This is a genomic window from Streptomyces sp. NRRL F-4489 (assembly GCF_001509485.1).
Taxonomy (GTDB): domain Bacteria; phylum Actinomycetota; class Actinomycetes; order Streptomycetales; family Streptomycetaceae; genus Streptomyces.
The window spans coordinates 1-17172 of record NZ_LLZI01000242.1 but is presented as its reverse complement, the minus strand read 5'-3'; the positions used below and the strand labels follow the sequence as shown (position 1 = coordinate 17172).

At 75.1% G+C, this 17172-nt stretch carries 14 protein-coding genes; 9 read left to right on the top strand and 5 right to left on the bottom strand.

Annotated features, from left to right (window positions below):
• Nucleotides 1–57 precede the first annotated feature (57 nt).
• Together ADL22_RS22895 and ADL22_RS22890 are read right to left on the bottom strand one after the other, a co-directional pair.
• Nucleotides 58–1539 (bottom strand): MFS transporter, encoded by a 1482-nt coding sequence (locus tag ADL22_RS22895; RefSeq protein WP_066982897.1) that lies wholly within the window; start codon nucleotides 1537–1539, stop codon nucleotides 58–60.
• A complete protein-coding gene (locus ADL22_RS22890) occupies nucleotides 1536–1967 on the bottom strand; it encodes a MarR family winged helix-turn-helix transcriptional regulator (RefSeq protein ID WP_079064356.1) in 432 nt (143 codons plus the stop codon). Before ADL22_RS22890 ends, ADL22_RS22895 begins: the two co-directional genes overlap by 4 nt.
• Before the next feature lie 261 nt (nucleotides 1968–2228).
• Here ADL22_RS22890 and ADL22_RS22885 point away from each other — a divergent pair, with 261 nt between their 5' ends.
• Together ADL22_RS22885 and ADL22_RS22880 are read left to right on the top strand one after the other, a co-directional pair.
• Entirely contained in the window at nucleotides 2229–3071 is an 843-nt protein-coding gene (locus tag ADL22_RS22885; RefSeq protein WP_066982893.1) for a nitrilase-related carbon-nitrogen hydrolase, read from the top strand.
• The gene (locus ADL22_RS22880) at nucleotides 3068–4390 is read left to right on the top strand and encodes an aspartate aminotransferase family protein (RefSeq protein ID WP_066982891.1); all 1323 of its coding nucleotides are present in this window, start codon (nucleotides 3068–3070) and stop codon (nucleotides 4388–4390) included. Before ADL22_RS22885 ends, ADL22_RS22880 begins: the two co-directional genes overlap by 4 nt.
• 11 nt (nucleotides 4391–4401) lie before the next feature.
• Here the strand turns inward: ADL22_RS22880 and ADL22_RS22875 are convergent, their stop codons facing one another.
• Nucleotides 4402–5286 (bottom strand): ABC transporter substrate-binding protein, encoded by an 885-nt coding sequence (locus tag ADL22_RS22875; protein ID WP_066982889.1) that lies wholly within the window; start codon nucleotides 5284–5286, stop codon nucleotides 4402–4404.
• A 362-nt stretch (nucleotides 5287–5648) separates the two neighbouring features.
• Here ADL22_RS22875 and hydA point away from each other — a divergent pair, with 362 nt between their 5' ends.
• Together hydA and ADL22_RS22865 are read left to right on the top strand one after the other, a co-directional pair.
• The gene (gene hydA, locus ADL22_RS22870) at nucleotides 5649–7055 is read left to right on the top strand and encodes a dihydropyrimidinase (RefSeq protein ID WP_066982887.1); all 1407 of its coding nucleotides are present in this window, start codon (nucleotides 5649–5651) and stop codon (nucleotides 7053–7055) included.
• Nucleotides 7056–7074: 19 nt separating this feature from the next.
• Entirely contained in the window at nucleotides 7075–8094 is a 1020-nt protein-coding gene (locus tag ADL22_RS22865; RefSeq protein WP_066982885.1) for a TIGR03842 family LLM class F420-dependent oxidoreductase, read from the top strand.
• 37 nt (nucleotides 8095–8131) lie between these two features.
• Here ADL22_RS22865 and ADL22_RS22860 read toward each other — a convergent pair whose 3' ends face one another.
• Together ADL22_RS22860 and ADL22_RS22855 are read right to left on the bottom strand one after the other, a co-directional pair.
• A complete protein-coding gene (locus ADL22_RS22860; protein ID WP_066982883.1) occupies nucleotides 8132–9199 on the bottom strand; it encodes a lipoate--protein ligase family protein in 1068 nt (355 codons plus the stop codon).
• A 166-nt stretch (nucleotides 9200–9365) separates the two neighbouring features.
• Nucleotides 9366–10112: an SIR2 family NAD-dependent protein deacylase gene (locus ADL22_RS22855; protein ID WP_066982881.1), complete on the bottom strand. Its 747-nt coding sequence runs from the start codon at nucleotides 10110–10112 to the stop codon at nucleotides 9366–9368.
• Between the two features lie 199 nt (nucleotides 10113–10311).
• Between ADL22_RS22855 and ADL22_RS22850 the strand changes: the two genes are divergently transcribed.
• From ADL22_RS22850 to ADL22_RS22830, 5 genes are all read left to right on the top strand, one after another.
• Nucleotides 10312–12180 (top strand): gamma-glutamyltransferase family protein, encoded by a 1869-nt coding sequence (locus ADL22_RS22850; RefSeq protein ID WP_066982879.1) that lies wholly within the window; start codon nucleotides 10312–10314, stop codon nucleotides 12178–12180.
• Between the two features lie 245 nt (nucleotides 12181–12425).
• Complete coding sequence (locus ADL22_RS22845; RefSeq protein ID WP_066982878.1) at nucleotides 12426–13343, top strand: inositol monophosphatase family protein; 918 nt, start codon at nucleotides 12426–12428, stop codon at nucleotides 13341–13343.
• 40 nt (nucleotides 13344–13383) lie between these two features.
• The gene (locus ADL22_RS22840; protein WP_066982987.1) at nucleotides 13384–14805 is read left to right on the top strand and encodes a phytoene desaturase family protein; all 1422 of its coding nucleotides are present in this window, start codon (nucleotides 13384–13386) and stop codon (nucleotides 14803–14805) included.
• 137 nt (nucleotides 14806–14942) lie between these two features.
• Entirely contained in the window at nucleotides 14943–15479 is a 537-nt protein-coding gene (locus ADL22_RS22835; RefSeq protein ID WP_066982876.1) for an O-acetyl-ADP-ribose deacetylase, read from the top strand.
• 172 nt (nucleotides 15480–15651) lie between these two features.
• Nucleotides 15652–17124, top strand: a complete 1473-nt coding sequence (locus tag ADL22_RS22830) for a DNA-3-methyladenine glycosylase 2 family protein (RefSeq protein ID WP_066982874.1) — start codon at nucleotides 15652–15654, stop codon at nucleotides 17122–17124.
• Nucleotides 17125–17172 lie beyond the last annotated feature (48 nt).

Below are 17172 nucleotides of genomic sequence, written 5' to 3'. Positions count from 1 at the left end.
TCCTGCTCTGCGTAAGGGAATTGAGGGGTGAGTGGCCGGAATGGCCGGTCTCGGGGGTCAGCCGAGGTCCCGGTTGCCCGCGGTGCGCAGCGACCGGTCGGCGAGGGTGAGGACGAGCAGCAGCACGCCGAGCACCGCGCCGGTCAGCGCGATGGCGTGCAGGCCCGCGTCGGTGGCGCGCGTCCCGTAGACCAGCCCGATCAGGCTGGAGGCGGTGATCGCGCCGAGGTACTGGGCGGTGCGCTGGAGCCCGGCCGCCGCGCCCACGCCGTCGGCCGGGGCCTGGGCGTAGACGGCGGCCTGGTTGCCGGTCGAGGACAGGCCCTGCGGGACGCCGAAGAGCGCTCCGGCGACCAGCAGGAGCGGCAGCGGGCTGGTGCCGCGCAGCAGCAGGAAGACCGCGCTGCCGGCGGTCAGGCAGACCGCGGCGACCGCCAGCGGGGCGCGGATGCCCCTCGTCCGGGCGCCGGCCAGGGAGCACACCGCGGCAGCGCCGGACATCGGCAGCATCACCAGCCCGGCGTGGAAGGACGAGAAGCCGTGCGCCTGCTCCAGCCACTGGCTGAAGCCGTACAGCACGCAGTAGATGACCAGATACGCCAGCCCGTGCCGCAGATACGTCAGGGTCAGCGCGCGGTTTCTGGCCAGCATCCGCAGGTCGATGAAGGGGTGCGGATGGCGCAGCTGCCACCACACCAGGACGGCGGTGAGCACCGCGGCCGGCGCGAGCAGCGGCCACCGCGGCGCGTCCAGCCGCAGCAGGAAGAACATCGCGCAGGTCAGCGCGGAGGCGAAGAGCGCGATCCCGAACGGGTCGAGGGAGCCGCGGGCCGCGCCGCCGGGACCGCCCGAGGGGGCCGCCGCGCGGCTGTCCCGGTCGCGGCCGTCCCGGTCGGGCGGGAGCCAGGCCAGCGCACCGGCCAGCGCCAGCAGCGCGAGCGGGACGTTGACCGCGAAGACCGCCCGCCAGCCCGCCGTCGCGGCGAGCAGCCCGCCGAGGGTGGGGCCGACCGCCGCACTGGCCAGCGCGGCCAGCGACATCCGGCCCAGCACCGTACGCGGTGTGGGCCGGCCGACCCGCCGCGATTCGGCCCGCAGCACCGCCATCGCCGCCGGATACGCGGCCGCGGTGCCGATCCCGAGGAGGACCCGGGAGACGATCAGCAGCGCGAACGTCGGCGCCAGCGCCCCGAGCAGGCCCGCCGCGCAGACCAGCACCGACCCGGCGGTGAACACCCGGCGCGGCCCGATCCGGTCCGCGACCCGGCCCAGCGACGGCTGGCCCACCGCGCTGGCCAGATACATCGCCGAGATCAGCCAGGCGGTGTCGGCCGCGCCGACCCGGAAGTCCTGGCCGATGGCGACCAGCGCGGTGGCGATCATCGTGGAGTTGATGGGGTTGAGCAGCGATCCCAGCAGCAGCGGGGTCATCAGCCGGGCGCCGAAACCGCGCTCCCCGGGCGGGAGTCCGGCGCCCGCCGCGGCCGGGCCGCCGGTGCGGCCGGGGGCCGTCCGCCCCGGCGCTTCGGGCCCGCTCATGCGTCGGTCAGCCGTCGTATCAGCGCGGTCGCCTCGGCCAGCGTCCGCCGCTCGGCGCCGGTCAGCCGCTCGGCGATGGCCACCGCGAGCCAGTCGTTCTTGGCCCGCCGGACGTCGGCCAGCACCCGGCGGCCCTCGCCGGTGAGCGAGAAGACCACCTGGCGGCCGTCGGTGGGGTGCGGGCTGCGGGCGAGGATGCCGCGCTCCTCCAGCGCGCCGACGGTGACCCGCATCGACTGCGGGCGCACCAGCTCGGCGCGGGCCAGCGCGGCGATGGTGGACGGCCCCTCGGCGTCCAGCCGGGCCACCACGGCGCGCTGGGTGGGGGTCAGCTCGCCCTGCGGCGAGGCGGCGCGCAGCCGCCGCATCAGCAGGGACACGCTCGCCCCCAGCTCGGCGGCGAGCCGTTCCCCGTCGTGGTCGGGCACAGTCTTGTCGGCCATGGTCCGAGCCTAGGAGATCGACAGGGAAACTTGCAAGGCAAACTTGCAAGATTGCCTGTCGTATCGCCGGGGGAGGAGCGGTGCCGGCCCCGCCCGCCGGCGCGCCGCGCCGCGCGGGGAGATGGTCTTGCCACGGTCGGTGACGGGCCTTACGGTCGCCTGCACATGCGGAGATCCTTGCGGCCGCGGGCCGGCGCACCGCGCCACCGCCCGCCGCGGGCCGGCGCATCGACAAAGGAGCAGCTCATGGCCGATGTTGTGCGTGCCGCACTGGTCCAGGCGTCCTGGACCGGCGACACCGAATCGATGATCGCGAAGCATGAGGAGCACGCCAGGGCGGCCGCCGCGCAGGGCGCGAAGGTGATCGGCTTCCAGGAGGTCTTCAACGCCCCGTACTTCTGCCAGGTGCAGGACGCCGAGCACTTCCGCTGGGCCGAGCCGGTGCCCGACGGCCCGACCGTCCGGCGGATGCGGGCCCTGGCCCGGGAGACCGGCATGGTCATCGTCGTCCCGGTCTTCGAGGTCGAGCAGTCCGGCTTCTACTACAACACCGCCGCCGTCATCGACGCCGACGGCACCGTCCTGGGCACCTACCGCAAGCACCACATCCCGCAGGTCAAGGGCTTCTGGGAGAAGTTCTACTTCCGGCCCGGCAACGCCGGCTGGCCGGTCTTCGACACCGCCGCCGGCCGGATCGGCGTCTACATCTGCTACGACCGCCACTTCCCCGAGGGCTGGCGGCAGCTCGGCCTCAACGGCGCCCAGCTCGTCTACAACCCCTCCGCCACCTCCCGCGGCCTGTCCGGCTACCTCTGGAAGCTGGAGCAGCCCGCCGCGGCCGTCGCCAACGAGTACTTCGTCGCCGCGATCAACCGCGTCGGCGTCGAGGAGTACGGCGACAACGACTTCTACGGCACCAGCTACTTCGTCGACCCGCTCGGCCAGTTCGTCGGCGACCCGGCCAGCGACACCAAGGAGGAACTCCTCGTCCGCGACCTGGACTTCCGCCTGATCGACCGGGTGCGGCAGCAGTGGGCGTTCTACCGCGACCGCCGCCCGGACGCCTACGAGGGGCTGGTGCGGCCGTGACCCACGACCCCGTCACCCTCCACGACCGCCACCGCGCCGTCCTGCCGTCGTGGCTGAATCTGTACTACGAGCGGCCCGTGGAGCTGACCCACGGCGAGGGCCGGTACGTCTGGGACGCCGACGGCAACCGCTACCTCGACTTCTTCGGCGGCATCCTCACCACCATGACCGCGCACGCGCTGCCGGAGGTCACCAAGGCGGTCAGCGAGCAGGCCGGCCGGATCCTGCACACCTCCACCGTCTACCTCTCCCGCCCCATGGTCGAGCTGGCCGAGCGGATCGCGGCGCTCTCCGGCATCCCCGACGCCCGGGTCTTCTTCACCACCTCCGGCACCGAGGCCAACGACACCGCGCTGCTGCTGGCCACCACCTACCGCCGGTCCAACCAGATCCTGGCGATGCGCAACAGCTACCACGGCCGGTCCTTCTCGGCCATCGGCATCACCGGCAACAGGAGCTGGTCGCCCACCAGCCTCTCGCCCCTCCAGACCCTCTACGTCCACGGCGGGGTGCGCTCGCGCGGCCCGTTCGCCGAGCTGTCCGACCGCGACTACATCGCCGCCTGCACCGCCGACCTCGAGGACCTGCTCGGCCAGACCGCGGGCGGCGTCGCCGCGCTGATCGCCGAACCCGTCCAGGGCGTCGGCGGCTTCACCTCCCCGCCCGACGGCCTCTACGCCGCGTTCCGCGAGGTGCTGGCCCGCGAGGGCATCCTGTGGATCAGCGACGAGGTGCAGACCGGCTGGGGCCGCACCGGCGACCACTTCTGGGGCTGGCAGGCGCACGCCGACAACGGCCCGCCCGACCTGCTGACCTTCGCCAAGGGCATCGGCAACGGCATGTCCCTGGGCGGTGTGGTCGCCCGCGCCGAGATCATGGACTGCCTGCCCGCCAACTCCCTGTCCACCTTCGGCGGTTCCCCCGTCACCATGGCCGCCGGCCTGGCCAACCTCGGCTACCTCCTCGACCACGACCTCCAGGGCAACGCCCGGCGGGTCGGCGGCCTGCTCATCGAACGGCTGCGGGCGGTCGCGGCCGGCCTCGACGTGGTCCGTGAGGTCCGCGGCCGGGGCCTGATGATCGGCGTCGAACTCGTCCGGCCGGGCACCGACGAGCCCTCGCCCGAGGCCGCCTCCCTGGCCCTGGAGGCGGCCCGGGAACGCGGCCTGCTGATCGGCAAAGGCGGGATGGGCGGCGGCGCGCTGCGCATCGCCCCGCCCATGACCCTCACCGTCGCCGAGGCCGAGGAGGGCGCCGCCCTGCTCGCGGACGCCCTGCGCCACGCCCAGGGGCAACTGGACGGCGGCGGGCGGGAGTAGCCGGGGCCGACTCAGGTGCGGGCCGCCGCCGCCCGCACCGCTTCGGCCACCTCGGTGAAGAAGCGGGTGTGCGCCCGGCGGCTGACCGGGGCCTCCGGGTTCCACGGCAGCAGCCGGGCGCGGGCCTCGATCGCCCGCCAGTGCTCGTCGGCCCGCAGCGCCTCGACCCGGGCGGCGTTGGCCCGTACGTCGAGCAGGACCACGTCCGGGGCGAGGGCGGCGGCCTCCGCCCAGCCGACCGTCGACCAGTTCGTCCCGGCGCCGGCCGCCGGCTCCGGCAGCTCCACACCGTGCTCGGCCAGCGCCCGCAGATCCGGCCAGGTGCCGGGCCGGGCCAGATGCACCTTCTCCGGCCCGGCGGGCGACAGCGCCACCACCCGCGGCCGCGCCGGGCCGCCGGTCACCCGCCGCAGCTCGTCCTCCGCCGCGTCCAACTCCCGTGCCAGGGACAGCGGTTCACCGCGGCCCAGCGAGCCGGCCAGCGCCGCGAACCGCTCCCGCACCTCTGGCAGACTGCGGCCCGGTCCGACCGCGAGCGCGGCCACCGGGACCTGCTCCTCCAGCTCCCGCGCGGTCTTGGCGGCCAGCCCGTAGACCTGCTCGCCGTCGTACGTCACCGCCACCACGAGGTCCGGGCGGGCCTCCAGCAGCGTGTCCGGATGCAGCGCGGCCCCCGAGCCGAGGTAGCGGATCGCGTCCAGCGGCAGCTCACCGGCCTTGGCCGGATCGGCCGCCGCGCCGTCGTGCTGGGAGCCGAACAGGCCCACCGGGCGGATGCCGTGGTCCCACAGCGTCGCGCCCGCCTGTATGTACGCCACGATCCGTTCCGGTCGGTTTCCGGCCACCACCAGGCGCCCGCGGTCGTCGGAGAACTCCCACGGTGTGCTCTGCTCCATGGCGCATCGCCTTTCTGACGTCATCTGGGGTGTTCCGACGTCCTTGGTGCCGATTGTGAAGGTGTCGTTCCGCTATGACTTTCGAAGCTGCGGGTCCGGGGACTGTTACCTGCCCATCCGGCCGCCCCCGCACCCCTCGTCCGGCCCGGCCCCCGGGCCCGGCGTGTCCCGCCGCTCGCCCACCCGGCTGACCGCCGCCGCGACACCCCCCGGCCCGCCGGAGATCCGCCGGACTCTTGCCACCGCCGGTGCCATGCTTCTACGGTGTCTCCTTCCCGTCCGGAATCTACGGGTGTAGACCAGCTTGTGCAGACCAGCTTTTGACGCCGCGTCAGGTGGCCGGCGCCAGGTAGGGAGCCGAGATGAGCCGTACGGTCGTCCGGGGCGGACTGGTCATCACCGCCGCCGAGGAGACCCACGCCGACGTCCTGATCGAGAACGGCCGGATCGCCGCCCTGGCCGCCTCCGACAGCCCCGCCGCCACCGGCTGGACCGCCGGCGCCGACCGCGTCCTGGACGCCACCGGCCGCTACGTCATCCCCGGCGGCGTCGACGCGCACACCCACATGGAGCTGCCGTTCGGCGGCACCGCCGCCTCCGACACCTTCGAGTCCGGCACCCGCGCCGCCGCCTGGGGCGGCACCACCACCATCATCGACTTCGCCGTCCAGTCCCAGGGCGCCGCCCTGCGCGCCGGCCTGGACACCTGGCACGCCAAGGCCGACGGCCAGTGCGCCATCGACTACGCCTTCCACATGATCGTCTCCGACGTCAACGACGCCACCCTGCGGGAGATGGACGGCCTGGTCGCCGAAGGACTCACCTCGTTCAAGCTCTTCATGGCGTACCCGGGGGTCTTCTACTCCGACGACGGGCAGATCCTGCGCGCCATGCAGCAGGCCGGCGGCAACGGCGGCCTGATCATGATGCACGCCGAGAACGGCCTGGCCATCGACGTCCTCGTCCAGCAGGCCCTGGCCCGCGGCGACACCGACCCGCGCTTCCACGGCGAGGTGCGCAAGGCCCTCCTGGAGGCGGAGGCCACCCACCGCGCGATCCGCCTGGCCCAGGTCGCCGGCGCCCCGCTCTACGTCGTCCACGTCTCGGCCCGCGAGGCCGCCGCCGAGCTGGCCCGGGCCCGCGCCGAGGAACTCCCGGTCTTCGGCGAGACCTGCCCGCAGTACCTCTTCCTGTCCACCGACAACCTCGCCGAGCCCGGCTTCGAGGGCGCCAAATACGTGTGCAGCACGCCGCTGCGGCCCAAGGAGCACCAGGCGGCGCTGTGGCGGGCGCTGCGCCGCGACGACCTCCAGGTCGTCTCCACCGACCACTGCCCGTTCTGCTTCGCCGGGCAGAAGGAGCTGGGCCGCGGCGACTTCTCGAAGATCCCCAACGGCCTGCCCGGCGTCGAGAACCGCATGGACCTCCTCCACCAGGCCGTCGTCGACGGCCACCTCTCCCGCCGCCGCTGGATCGAGCTGGCCTGCGCCGCCCCGGCCCGGATGTTCGGCCTCTACCCGAAGAAGGGCACCCTCGCCCCCGGCGCCGACGCCGACCTCGTCATCTACGACCCGCACGCCGAGCAGACCGTCTCCGCCGCCACCCACCACATGAACGTCGACTACTCCGCCTACGAGGGCCGGCGGCTGACCGGCCGGGTGCAGACCGTCCTCTCGCGCGGCGAACCGGTCATCACCGACCGGGAGTTCACCGGCCGGGCCGGACACGGCGCCTACACCCCGCGCGGCACCTGCCAGTACCTCCACTGACCGACCAGGGGGCCTCACCATGGACTTCGGACTCGTCCTGCAGACCGACCCGCCGGCCTCCGCGGTCGTCGACCTCATGCGGCGCGCGGAGGCGGCCGGCTTCACCCACGGCTGGACCTTCGACTCCTGCGTGCTGTGGCAGGAGCCGTTCGTCATCTACAGCCGCATCCTCGCCGAGACCAGCCGGCTGACCGTCGGCCCGATGGTCACCAACCCCGGCACCCGCACCTGGGAGGTCACCGCCTCCACCTTCGCCACCCTCAACGACATGTACGGCAACCGCACGGTCTGCGGCATCGGCCGGGGCGACTCCGCGATGCGGGTGGCCGGCCGCGCACCCAACACCCTCGCCCGGATAAGCGAGGCCGCGAAGGTGATCCGGGCCCTGGCGCGCGGCGAGGAGGCCGATCTCGGCGGCACCACCGTCCGCTTCCCCTGGGTCCGCGAGGGCGCCCGGCTGCCCGTCTGGATGGCCGCGTACGGCCCGAAGGCGCTGCGGATGGCCGGCGAGGAGGCCGACGGCTTCATCCTCCAGCTCGCCGACCCCTACCTCACCGCCTGGATGGTCAGGGCCGTCCGGGACGCCGCCGCGGCGGCCGGCCGCGACCCGTCCGGCGTCACCGTCTGCGTCGCCGCGCCCGCCTACGTCACCGCCGACGACTCGCCGGCGGCGCTGGCCCACGCCCGCGAGCAGTGCCGGTGGTTCGGCGGCATGGTCGGCAACCACGTCGCCGACCTCGTCGCCAAATACGGCACCGACTCCGGCGCCGTCCCGCACGAACTCACCGACTACATCAAGGCCCGCCAGGGCTACGACTACGCCCACCACGGCCGGGCCGGCAACCCCGACACCGCGTTCGTCCCGGACGCGATCGTGGACCGCTTCTGCCTCATCGGGCCGGCCGCCGCGCACATCGAGAAGCTGCGCGGGCTGCGGGAGCTGGGCGTGGACCAGTTCGCGGTGTACGCGATGCACGACGCGAAGGAGGCGGTGATCGACGCGTACGGCAGCGAGATCATCCCGGTGGTGAACGGCTGAGGCGGGCCGGGCGGCGGTGTGCCTGTGACCGGGTGCGCTACGGCACCCGGGTCAGCCACTCCTCGGAGGAGAACTTGCCCGCGGCCAGCTCCCGGGCCCGGGCCAGCTCCTCGGCCGTCACCGTCCCCGGCGACCCGCCGTAGCGGGCGCGGAAGGACGCGATCATCCGCTCGATGACCTCCGCCCGCGGCAGCCCGGTCTGCCGCCGCAGCGGATCGACCCGCTTCTTCGCGCTGGTGGTGCCCTTGTCGGACATCTTCTCCTTGCCGATCCGCAGCACGTCGAGCATCTTGTCGGCGTCGATGTCGTACGACATCGTCACGTGGTGCAGCACCGCGCCGTCCCCGGCCACCATCCGCTTCTGCGCCGCGCCGGCGATCTTTCCGGCGTCGGTGGCGATGTCGTTCAGCGGCTTGTACCACGCCCGGATGCCCATGTCGCCGAGCGCGGCCAGCACCCAGTCGTCCAGATACGCGTAACTCTCGGCGAAACTCAGGCCCTGCACAAGGGAGTTGGGCACACACAGCGAATAGGTGATGGTGTTGCCGGGCTCGACGAACATCGCCCCGCCGCCGGAGATCCGCCGTACGACCGTGACACCGTGCCGGGCCGCGCCCTCCGGATCGACCTCGTTGCGCAGCGACTGGAAGCTGCCGATGATCACCGCCGGGCGGTCCCACTCCCACACCCGCAGCGTCGGCGGCCGCCGCCCGGCCGCGACCTCGGCCGTCAGCACCTCGTCCAGCGCCATGTGCAGCTCCGGGGACTGCGGGCCCTCGTGGATGATCTGCCAGTCGAAGTCCGTCCACTCCCGGGCGCCGGCCACCGCCCGCCGCACCGCGATGCCCACCGCCTCGCCGCTGAAGCCGAACAGCACCGCGCCGGCCGGCAGCGCCGCGTCGATCCGGGCGGCCAGCCCGCGCGCGTCGGTGTCCGCCGGGGCGCCCTCCAGCGCGCCGTTGATCGCGTCCAGCGCCTCGTCCGGCTCCAGGAAGAAGTCCCCGGCGACGCGGACCCCGCGCAGCGCCCCGTCCACCACGTCCAGATCGACGACCACCAGCTTGCCGCCCGGCACCTTGTACTCACCGTGGTGCTTGCCCTGCACGGCCCTCTCCGTCCTTCCACGACCGGCTGCCCTTTCCCCCGCACGGCGCGCGGCCGGCAGCGGCGTCAACCGTAACGCGGGCACCGGCATTCCCGGCACAACGGGTCGGAGCGGACCCCCGCCGGCCCCCGGGCGCCCGGGCGGGGCGTTTGTCCGCGCGGCGGGCTCAGGCGAGCGCGTCCAGCAGCCGGGGCAGCGCCGTCCCGATCGGCTCCCTGACCACCTCGGCGGCCAGCGCGTCGTACGGCGTCGGATCGGCGTTGACGATCACCAGGCGGGCGCCGTGCTCCACGGCCACCCCGGCGAGCGACGCGGCCGGCTGCACCTGGAGCGTGGTGCCGACCGCGAAGAACACCTCGGCCGCCTTCGCCACCGCCAGCGCCTCCCCGATGACCCGTGGATCAAGCCGCTCCCCGAACATCACCGTCGCCGACTTCAGGATCCCGCCGCACTCCCGGCACGCCGGATCCGGCTCGCCCGCCGCCACCCGCTCCAGCGCCCCCGCCATCGGGGACCGCGCCCCGCACCCGGTGCACACCACCTCTCTAGCGGTGCCGTGGAGTTCGAGCACCTTGCGGGCCGGCATCCCGGCGAGCTGGTGCAGCCCGTCCACGTTCTGGGTCAGCACCCGCACCGGCGTCCCGGACCGCTCCAGCCGGGCCACCGCCTCGTGTGCGGCGTTCGGCCGGGCCCGCAGCGCCGGGCTGTCCCGCCGCATCCGCCAGGACCGCCGCCGGACCTCCGGATCGGCCATGTACGCCTCGTAGGTGACCAGCTTCGCGGCCTCCGGGTCGCGCCGCCACAGCCCGTTGGGCCCGCGGTAGTCGGGGACCCCGGAGTCGGTGGAGATGCCGGCGCCGGTCAGGAGCGCCACCAGTGGGCGCCGCGCCGGCCGGCCGTCGCTGCTGCTCATGGCCCGAGCGTACGGAACGGGCCGACCTCCGGCGAGCCGGTTCCGCGCCCGGCGGCCCGGTTTCCGCGCGGCCGGACGCGCCGCCCGGTACGGCCCGGCGCGGCCGCCGGGCACCCGGGGGAGAGGGTGGTGGCGGGCCGGGCCGGTGGGGGAGGCTACCGGTGATCACCTGCCCGGCGAGCCGCGACGAGGAGACCCCGTGTTCACCACCCGCCCCACCCTCCAAGGCACCTTCGGGATGGCCGCCACCACCCACTGGCTGGCGTCCCAGTCGGCGATGGCCGTCCTGGAGGACGGCGGCAACGCCTTCGATGCCGCCGTCGCCGCCGGCTTCGTCCTGCACGTCGTCGAACCGCACCTCAACGGGCCGGCCGGCGAGGTCCCCATCCTCCTGGCGCCCGCCGGCGGCCCGGTCCGGGTGCTCTGCGGCCAGGGCCCCGCCCCCGCCGGCGCGACCCCGGGCCACTACACCTCCCTCGGCCTGGACCTCGTACCCGGTACCGGGCCGCTCGCCGCCGCCGTCCCCGGCGCCTTCGACGCCTGGATGCTGCTGCTCCGCGACCACGGCACCAAGTCCCTGGCCGAGGTGCTCCGTTACGCCATCGGCTACGCCGAGCACGGCCACCCCGCCGTCGAGCGGATAGGGCAGACCGTCGAGACCGTCCGGGAACTCTTCGAGACCGAGTGGACCACCTCCGCCGCGCTCTACCTGCCCGGCGGCCGCGCCGTCCGCCCCGGTGGACTCCTCACCAACCGCCCCCTGGCGGCCACTTGGCGCCGCCTGCTCACCGAGGCCGCGGCGGCTTCCGCCGACCGGGAGGCGCAGATCGACGCGGCCCGCCGCATCTGGCGCGAGGGCTTCATCGGCGAGGCGCTCGCCGCGTTCGCCGCCCGCCCCGCCCTGGACACCTCCGGCGCCCGCCACGCCGGAACCCTCACCGGCGACGACCTCGCCGCCTACACCGCCACCTACGAGGACCCGGTGACGTACGACTGGCACGGCTGGACCGTCGCCAAGCCCGGCGCCTGGACGCAGGGCCCCGCCTTCCTCCAGCAACTCGCCCTGCTCCCGGAGGAGTTGCCGGCCTACGGCAGTCCCGAGTACGTCCACCTGCTCATCGAGGGCTGCAAACTCGCCATGGCCGACCGCGAGGCGTGGTACGGCGACGCCGCCGACGTCCCGCTCAGCGACCTGCTCGCGGACGACTACAGCGCCGCCCGCCGCGTCCTGATCGGCGCGGACGCCTCGTACGCGCTGCGGCCCGGCAGCCCCGGTGGGCGTACGCCGCGGCTCCCGGCGTACGTCGTGGCGGGCGCGACGGGGGCCGGGGCTGGCGCTGGGGAGCGTGGGCCGGGCCCGTCCGCCGCTCTGGCGCGCGGGGCCGGGGAGCCGACCACCGCCACCGGTACCGGACGGGGCGAGCCGCCCGCCGTCGCCCCCGAGGTCGACCGGGACGGCACCACCCGCGGCGACACCTGCCACCTCGCCATCGCCGACCGCTGGGGCAACCTCGTCTCCGCCACCCCGTCCGGCGGCTGGCTCCAGTCCAACCCGGTCATCCCCGCCCTCGGCTTCCCGCTCGGCACCCGGCTCCAGATGACCTGGCTGGAGGAGGGCCTGCCCAACTCCCTCACCCCCGGCCGCCGCCCCCGCACCACCCTCACCCCGTCCCTCGCGCTGCGTGACGGCGTGCCCGTGATGGCGTTCGGCACCCCCGGCGGCGACCAGCAGGACCAGTGGCAGCTGCACTTCTTCCTCGCCGCCGCACTGCGCCCGCCGGTCCGCGGCGGACTCGACCTCCAGGGCGCCATCGACGCCCCGAACTGGCACAACGACGCCTTCCCCGGCTCGTTCTTCCCGCGCGCCATGCGGCCGGGCGCGGTCACCGTCGAGTCCCGGATCGGGGCAGAGGTCATCGGCGAGCTGCGCCGCCGGGGGCACGACGTCACGGTGGGCGGCCCCTGGTCCGAGGGCCGGCTGTCCGCGGTGGCCCGCGACCCGGAGACCGGGGTGCTCTCGGCCGCCGCCAATCCGCGGGGGATGCAGGGGTACGCGGTGGGGCGGTGAGAGGGCGGGGCGGGCGCCGTCAGGCGGGGCGGGGGCCGTGAGCGGGCTGGGGGCGCCTCCGGCGGGCGGGGGCGGCCCGGGTCCGGCTCTCGGCGTACGGCGCTGACCTGCGGGAACGGTGGCGCGGCAGGCGCTGACGGGTGCCGGGCCCCGGCCCGCTCCGGCACCCGGTCGCCGCCCGGGCGGAACCCGGAGTTCACCTTGGCGCCGGCCGGAGTGTCAGTGCCGCGTGGTTCGATGGAGACATGATCGAAACACCGCAGACCCCGGCCCCGGGAGCCACCACGGACCTCACCGACGCCCTCACCCCCGCCCCCGCCGCGCCCTCCGGGCCGGATCCGGCCGCCGCCGTCCCGTTCGACCCGGCCGCCGTCGAGACGGCCGTCCGCCGCGCCGCGGCCGACGAGATCATGCCCCGCTTCCGCCAGCTCGCCGCCGACGACGTGGTGCAGAAGAACGGCCCGCACGACCTCGTCACCACCGCCGACCGGCGCGCCGAGGAGCACCTCACCGAGGCCCTGACCGCCCTGCTGCCCGGCTCCCGGGTCGTCGGCGAGGAAGCCGTGCACGCCGACCCCGCCGTCCTGGACGCCCTGCGCGGCGACGCCCCCGTCTGGATCGTCGACCCGGTCGACGGCACCCGCCAGTTCGTCCACGGCGACCCCGGCTTCGCCACCCTCGTCTCCCTCGCCCACCACGGCGAGGTCCTCGCCTCCTGGACGTACGCCCCCGCGCTCGGCCAGATGGCCGTGGCCCGCCGCGGCGCCGGCGCCTGGCTCAACGGCGAGCGCCTCACCGCCGGCCACCCCGCCCCGGGCGCCGCGCTCCGCGTCGCCACCTCCCATTACGACTTCACCGACGACGAGCAGAAGCGCGTCCTGGCCGCCCTCGACACCCCCGGCATCGCCCCCCGCCCCTGCGGCTCCGCGGGCCTGGAATACCTCCACATAGCCCAGGGCCGCCTCGACGCCACCGCCTTCAGCTGGGAGAACGCCTGGGACCACGCCGCCGGCCTGCTCCTCGTCCACGAAGCCGGCGGCGCGAGCGGTACGGTCGCCGGGCGGCCCTTCCGTATCGAAGGGGGCAACGCCCTCCCGTTCACCGCCGCGCGGGACGCCGCCACCGCCCGGCGTATCCTCGGACTGCTGGCGGCCGCCAACTGATCCTCACCGGCGAGGGTCGGACACGAGGGGAGTGGCGCAGGTGCCGACGATGCTCGACGCCGTGGTGATCGGTTCGGGACCCAACGGCCTGACGGCGGCGGCCGAACTCGCCCGCCGCGGGATGTCCGTGGAGGTCTTCGAGGCCCGCGACACCATCGGCGGCGGAGCCCGCACGGAGGAACTCACCCTCCCCGGCTTCCGCCACGACCCCTGCTCCGCCGTGCACCCGCTCGGCGCCGGCTCACCCGCCTTCCGCGCCATGCCCCTGGACCGGCACGGCCTGGAATGGCTCCACCCCGACCTGCCGATGGCGCATCCGTTCCCCGACGGCACCGCCGCCGTCCTCGCCCACTCCGTCGGCGAGACCGCGATGTCCTTCGGGCCGCGCGACGCCGGCACGTACCGCCGGCTGGTCGCCCCGTTCATCGGCAAGTGGGACACCATGGCCCACGACTTCCTCCGCACCCAGTGGCTCGGCCTGCCCCGCGACCCGGTGACCTACGCCCGCTTCGGCCTGGTCGCCGCCCAGCCCGCCGCCCTGCTCAACCACCGCTTCCAGGACGAGAAGGCCCGCGGCCTGATCGCCGGCCTCGCCGCGCACGCCAACGCCCCGCTCACCGGCCTGGGCACCAGCGGCCTGGCGCTGATGTTCGCCCTCGCCGCGCACGCCAACGGCTGGCCCGTCCCGCGCGGCGGCTCCCAGGCCGTCTCCGATGCCCTGGCCGGCCTGCTCCGCGCCCACGGCGGCACCGTCCACACCGGCTTCGAGGTCAAGCGCCTGGACGACCTCCCGCCCGCCCGCGCGTACGTCTTCGACACCTCCCCCACGGCCCTGGCCCGCATCGCCGGCCTCGGCAACGCCTACCGCGACACGGTCTACGGCCCCAGCGTCTTCAAGATCGACTACGCGCTCTCCGGCCCCGTCCCCTGGACCGCCACCGAGGCCCGGCGCGCCGGCACCGTCCACATCGGCCCCACCAGCCGCGAGATCGCCGCCTCCCTCGCCGCCGCCACCGAAGGCCGCGACCCCTCCGTCCCCTTCCTCATCACCGCCCAGCCCAGCCTCATCGACCCCACCCGCGCCCCCGAGGGCAAGCACACCTTCTGGGCGTACGGCCATGTCCCGAACGGCTGGGAAGGCGACGCCACCGAGGTGGTCGAGCGGCAGATCGAGCGGTTCGCCCCCGGCTTCCGCGACCTCGTCCTCGCCCGCGCCGTCGCCGGCCCCCCGCAGCTCGCCGCCCGCAACGCCAACTACGTCGGCGGCGACACCGCGACCGGCTCCGCCGCCGGCCTCCGCCTCCTCATCCGCCCCAAGCTCACCCGCGTCCCCTACGAGACCGCCCACCCCGCCGTCTACCTCTGCTCCCAGGCCACCCCACCCGGCCCCGGCGTCCACGGCATGTCCGGCCACTACGCCGCCAAGTCCGTCTGGCGCCGGCTGCGGGGCGGGAGGAGATGAGGGCGGGAGGAGATGAGGGGCGGCGGCCGGCCGCGGCCGGCACCGGCGGAGGAGAGGGCCAGGGGTAGCCACGGCTCGCCCACGGGCCCGGCTCCGCACGCCCCGCCCGCGGCTCCAGGGCGTCCTAGGCTCGCCCCATGAGCACGCGCCTCACTCTCGTCCAGGGCGACATCACCGCCCAGGCCGTCGACGCCATCGTCAACGCCGCCAACTCCTCCCTGCTCGGCGGCGGGGGCGTGGACGGCGCGATCCACCGCCGCGGCGGACCCGAGATCCTCGCCGAGTGCCGCGCCCTGCGCGCCGGCCACTACGGCCGCGGCCTCCCGACCGGCCAGGCCGTCGCCACCACCGCCGGCCGCCTCCCCGCCCGCTGGGTGATCCACACCGTGGGCCCGGTGTACTCCGCCACCGAGGACCGCACCGACCTCCTCGCCTCCTGCTACACCCAGTCCCTCCGCACCGCCGCCCGCCTCGGCGCCCGCACCCTCGCTTTCCCCGCCATCTCCACCGGCGTCTACCGCTGGCCGCTCGCCGACGCCGCCCGCACCGCGGTCACCACCGTCCGCACCGCCCTCGCCACCGACCCCGGCACCTTCGCCTTCGACGAGATCCGCTTCGTCGCCTACGACGACCGCGCCCGCCAGGCGTACGAGACAGCCCTGGCCGAGCGGTGAACCGGCGCCGGGGGAGAGCGGGCCCGGCGGCGGGCGGCGGCGGGCAGGTCCCCGGGGGAGCGGCGGGCAGGACGCCGGGAAGTGAGGGACCCCCGCATCGCCCCAGATGAGCCGACATCGATGTCGGATTTCCGCCAGCCCCACCCCGTTCCCCCGCGCGATCCTTGAGGGCATGCACACCGATACCGAGCGCTGTCTGCGCGCCGTGCGGTCCAAGGACGCCCGCTTCGACGGCTGGTTCTACACCGCCGTCCTCACCACCGGCATCTACTGCCGACCCAGCTGCCCGGTCGTGCCCCCCAAGCCCCGCAACATGCGCTTCTACCCCAGCGCGGCCGCCGCCCAGCAGGCCGGCTTCCGGGCCTGCAAACGCTGCCGCCCCGACGCCAGCCCCGGCTCCCCCCAGTGGAACGAGCGCGCCGACCTCGTGGCCCGCGCCATGCGCCTGATCGCCGACGGCATCGTGGACCGCGAGGGCGTACCCGGCCTCGCCGCCCGCCTCGGCTACAGCCCCCGCCAGATCGAACGCCAGCTGCGCGCCGAACTCGGCGCCGGCCCCCTCGCCCTGGCCCGCGCCCAGCGCGCCCAGACCGCCCGGCTCCTGGTCGAGACCACCACCCTCCCGATGGCCGAGATCGCGTTCGCCGCCGGTTTCGCCAGCATCCGCAGCTTCAACGAAACCGTCCGCGAGGTCTTCGCGCTCTCCCCGACCGAACTCCGCGGCCGGGCCGGCCCCGGCCCCCGCACCGCCACCCCCGGCACCCTCGCCCTGCGGCTCCCCTTCCGCCGGCCGCTCAACCCCGACAACCTCTTCGGCCACCTCGCCGCCACCGCCGTCCCCGGCGTCGAGGAATGGCGCGACGGCGCCTACCGCCGCACCCTCGCCCTCCCCTACGGACACGGCATCGCGGCCCTCACCCCGCACCCCGACCACATCGACTGCCGGCTTTCGCTCACCGACCTGCGCGACCTGGCCGGCGCCATCGCCCGCTGCCGCCGGATGCTCGACCTCGACGCCGATCCCGAAGCCGTCGACGACCTGCTCCGTACCGACCCCCAGCTGGCACCCCTGGTCGACAAGGCCCCCGGCCGCCGCGTGCCGCGCACCGCCGACCCGGACGAGTTCGCGGTCCGCGCCGTCCTCGGCCAGCAGGTCTCCACCGCCGCCGCCCGCACCCACGCCGGACGCCTGGTCCGCGCCCACGGCGAACCCGTCGAGGACCCCGCCGGCGGCCTCACCCACCTCTTCCCGACCACCGCGGCCCTCGCCGGCCTCGACCCGGAAGCCCTCGCCATGCCCCGCACCCGCCGCACCACCCTCACCGGTGTCATCGGCGCCCTGGCCACCGGCACCCTCCAACTCGGCGTCGGCAGCGACCGCGACGAGGCCCGCGCCCGCCTCGCCGCACTCCCCGGCATCGGCCCCTGGACCGTCGAGTGCATCGCCATGCGCGCCCTCGGCGACCCCGACGCCTTCACCCCCACCGACCTCGGCCTCCGGCGCGCCGCCGCCCGCCTCGGCCTCCCCGCCACCCCGGCCGCCCTCATCCGCCACTCCGCCCGCTGGCGCCCCTGGCGCGCCTACGCCGTCCAGTACCTCTGGGCAACCGACGACCACCCCATCAACCACCTCCCCGGAAACTGAGTCCCACCATGACCCCCTCAGCCCCCTCAGCCCCCGCGACGCCTACCC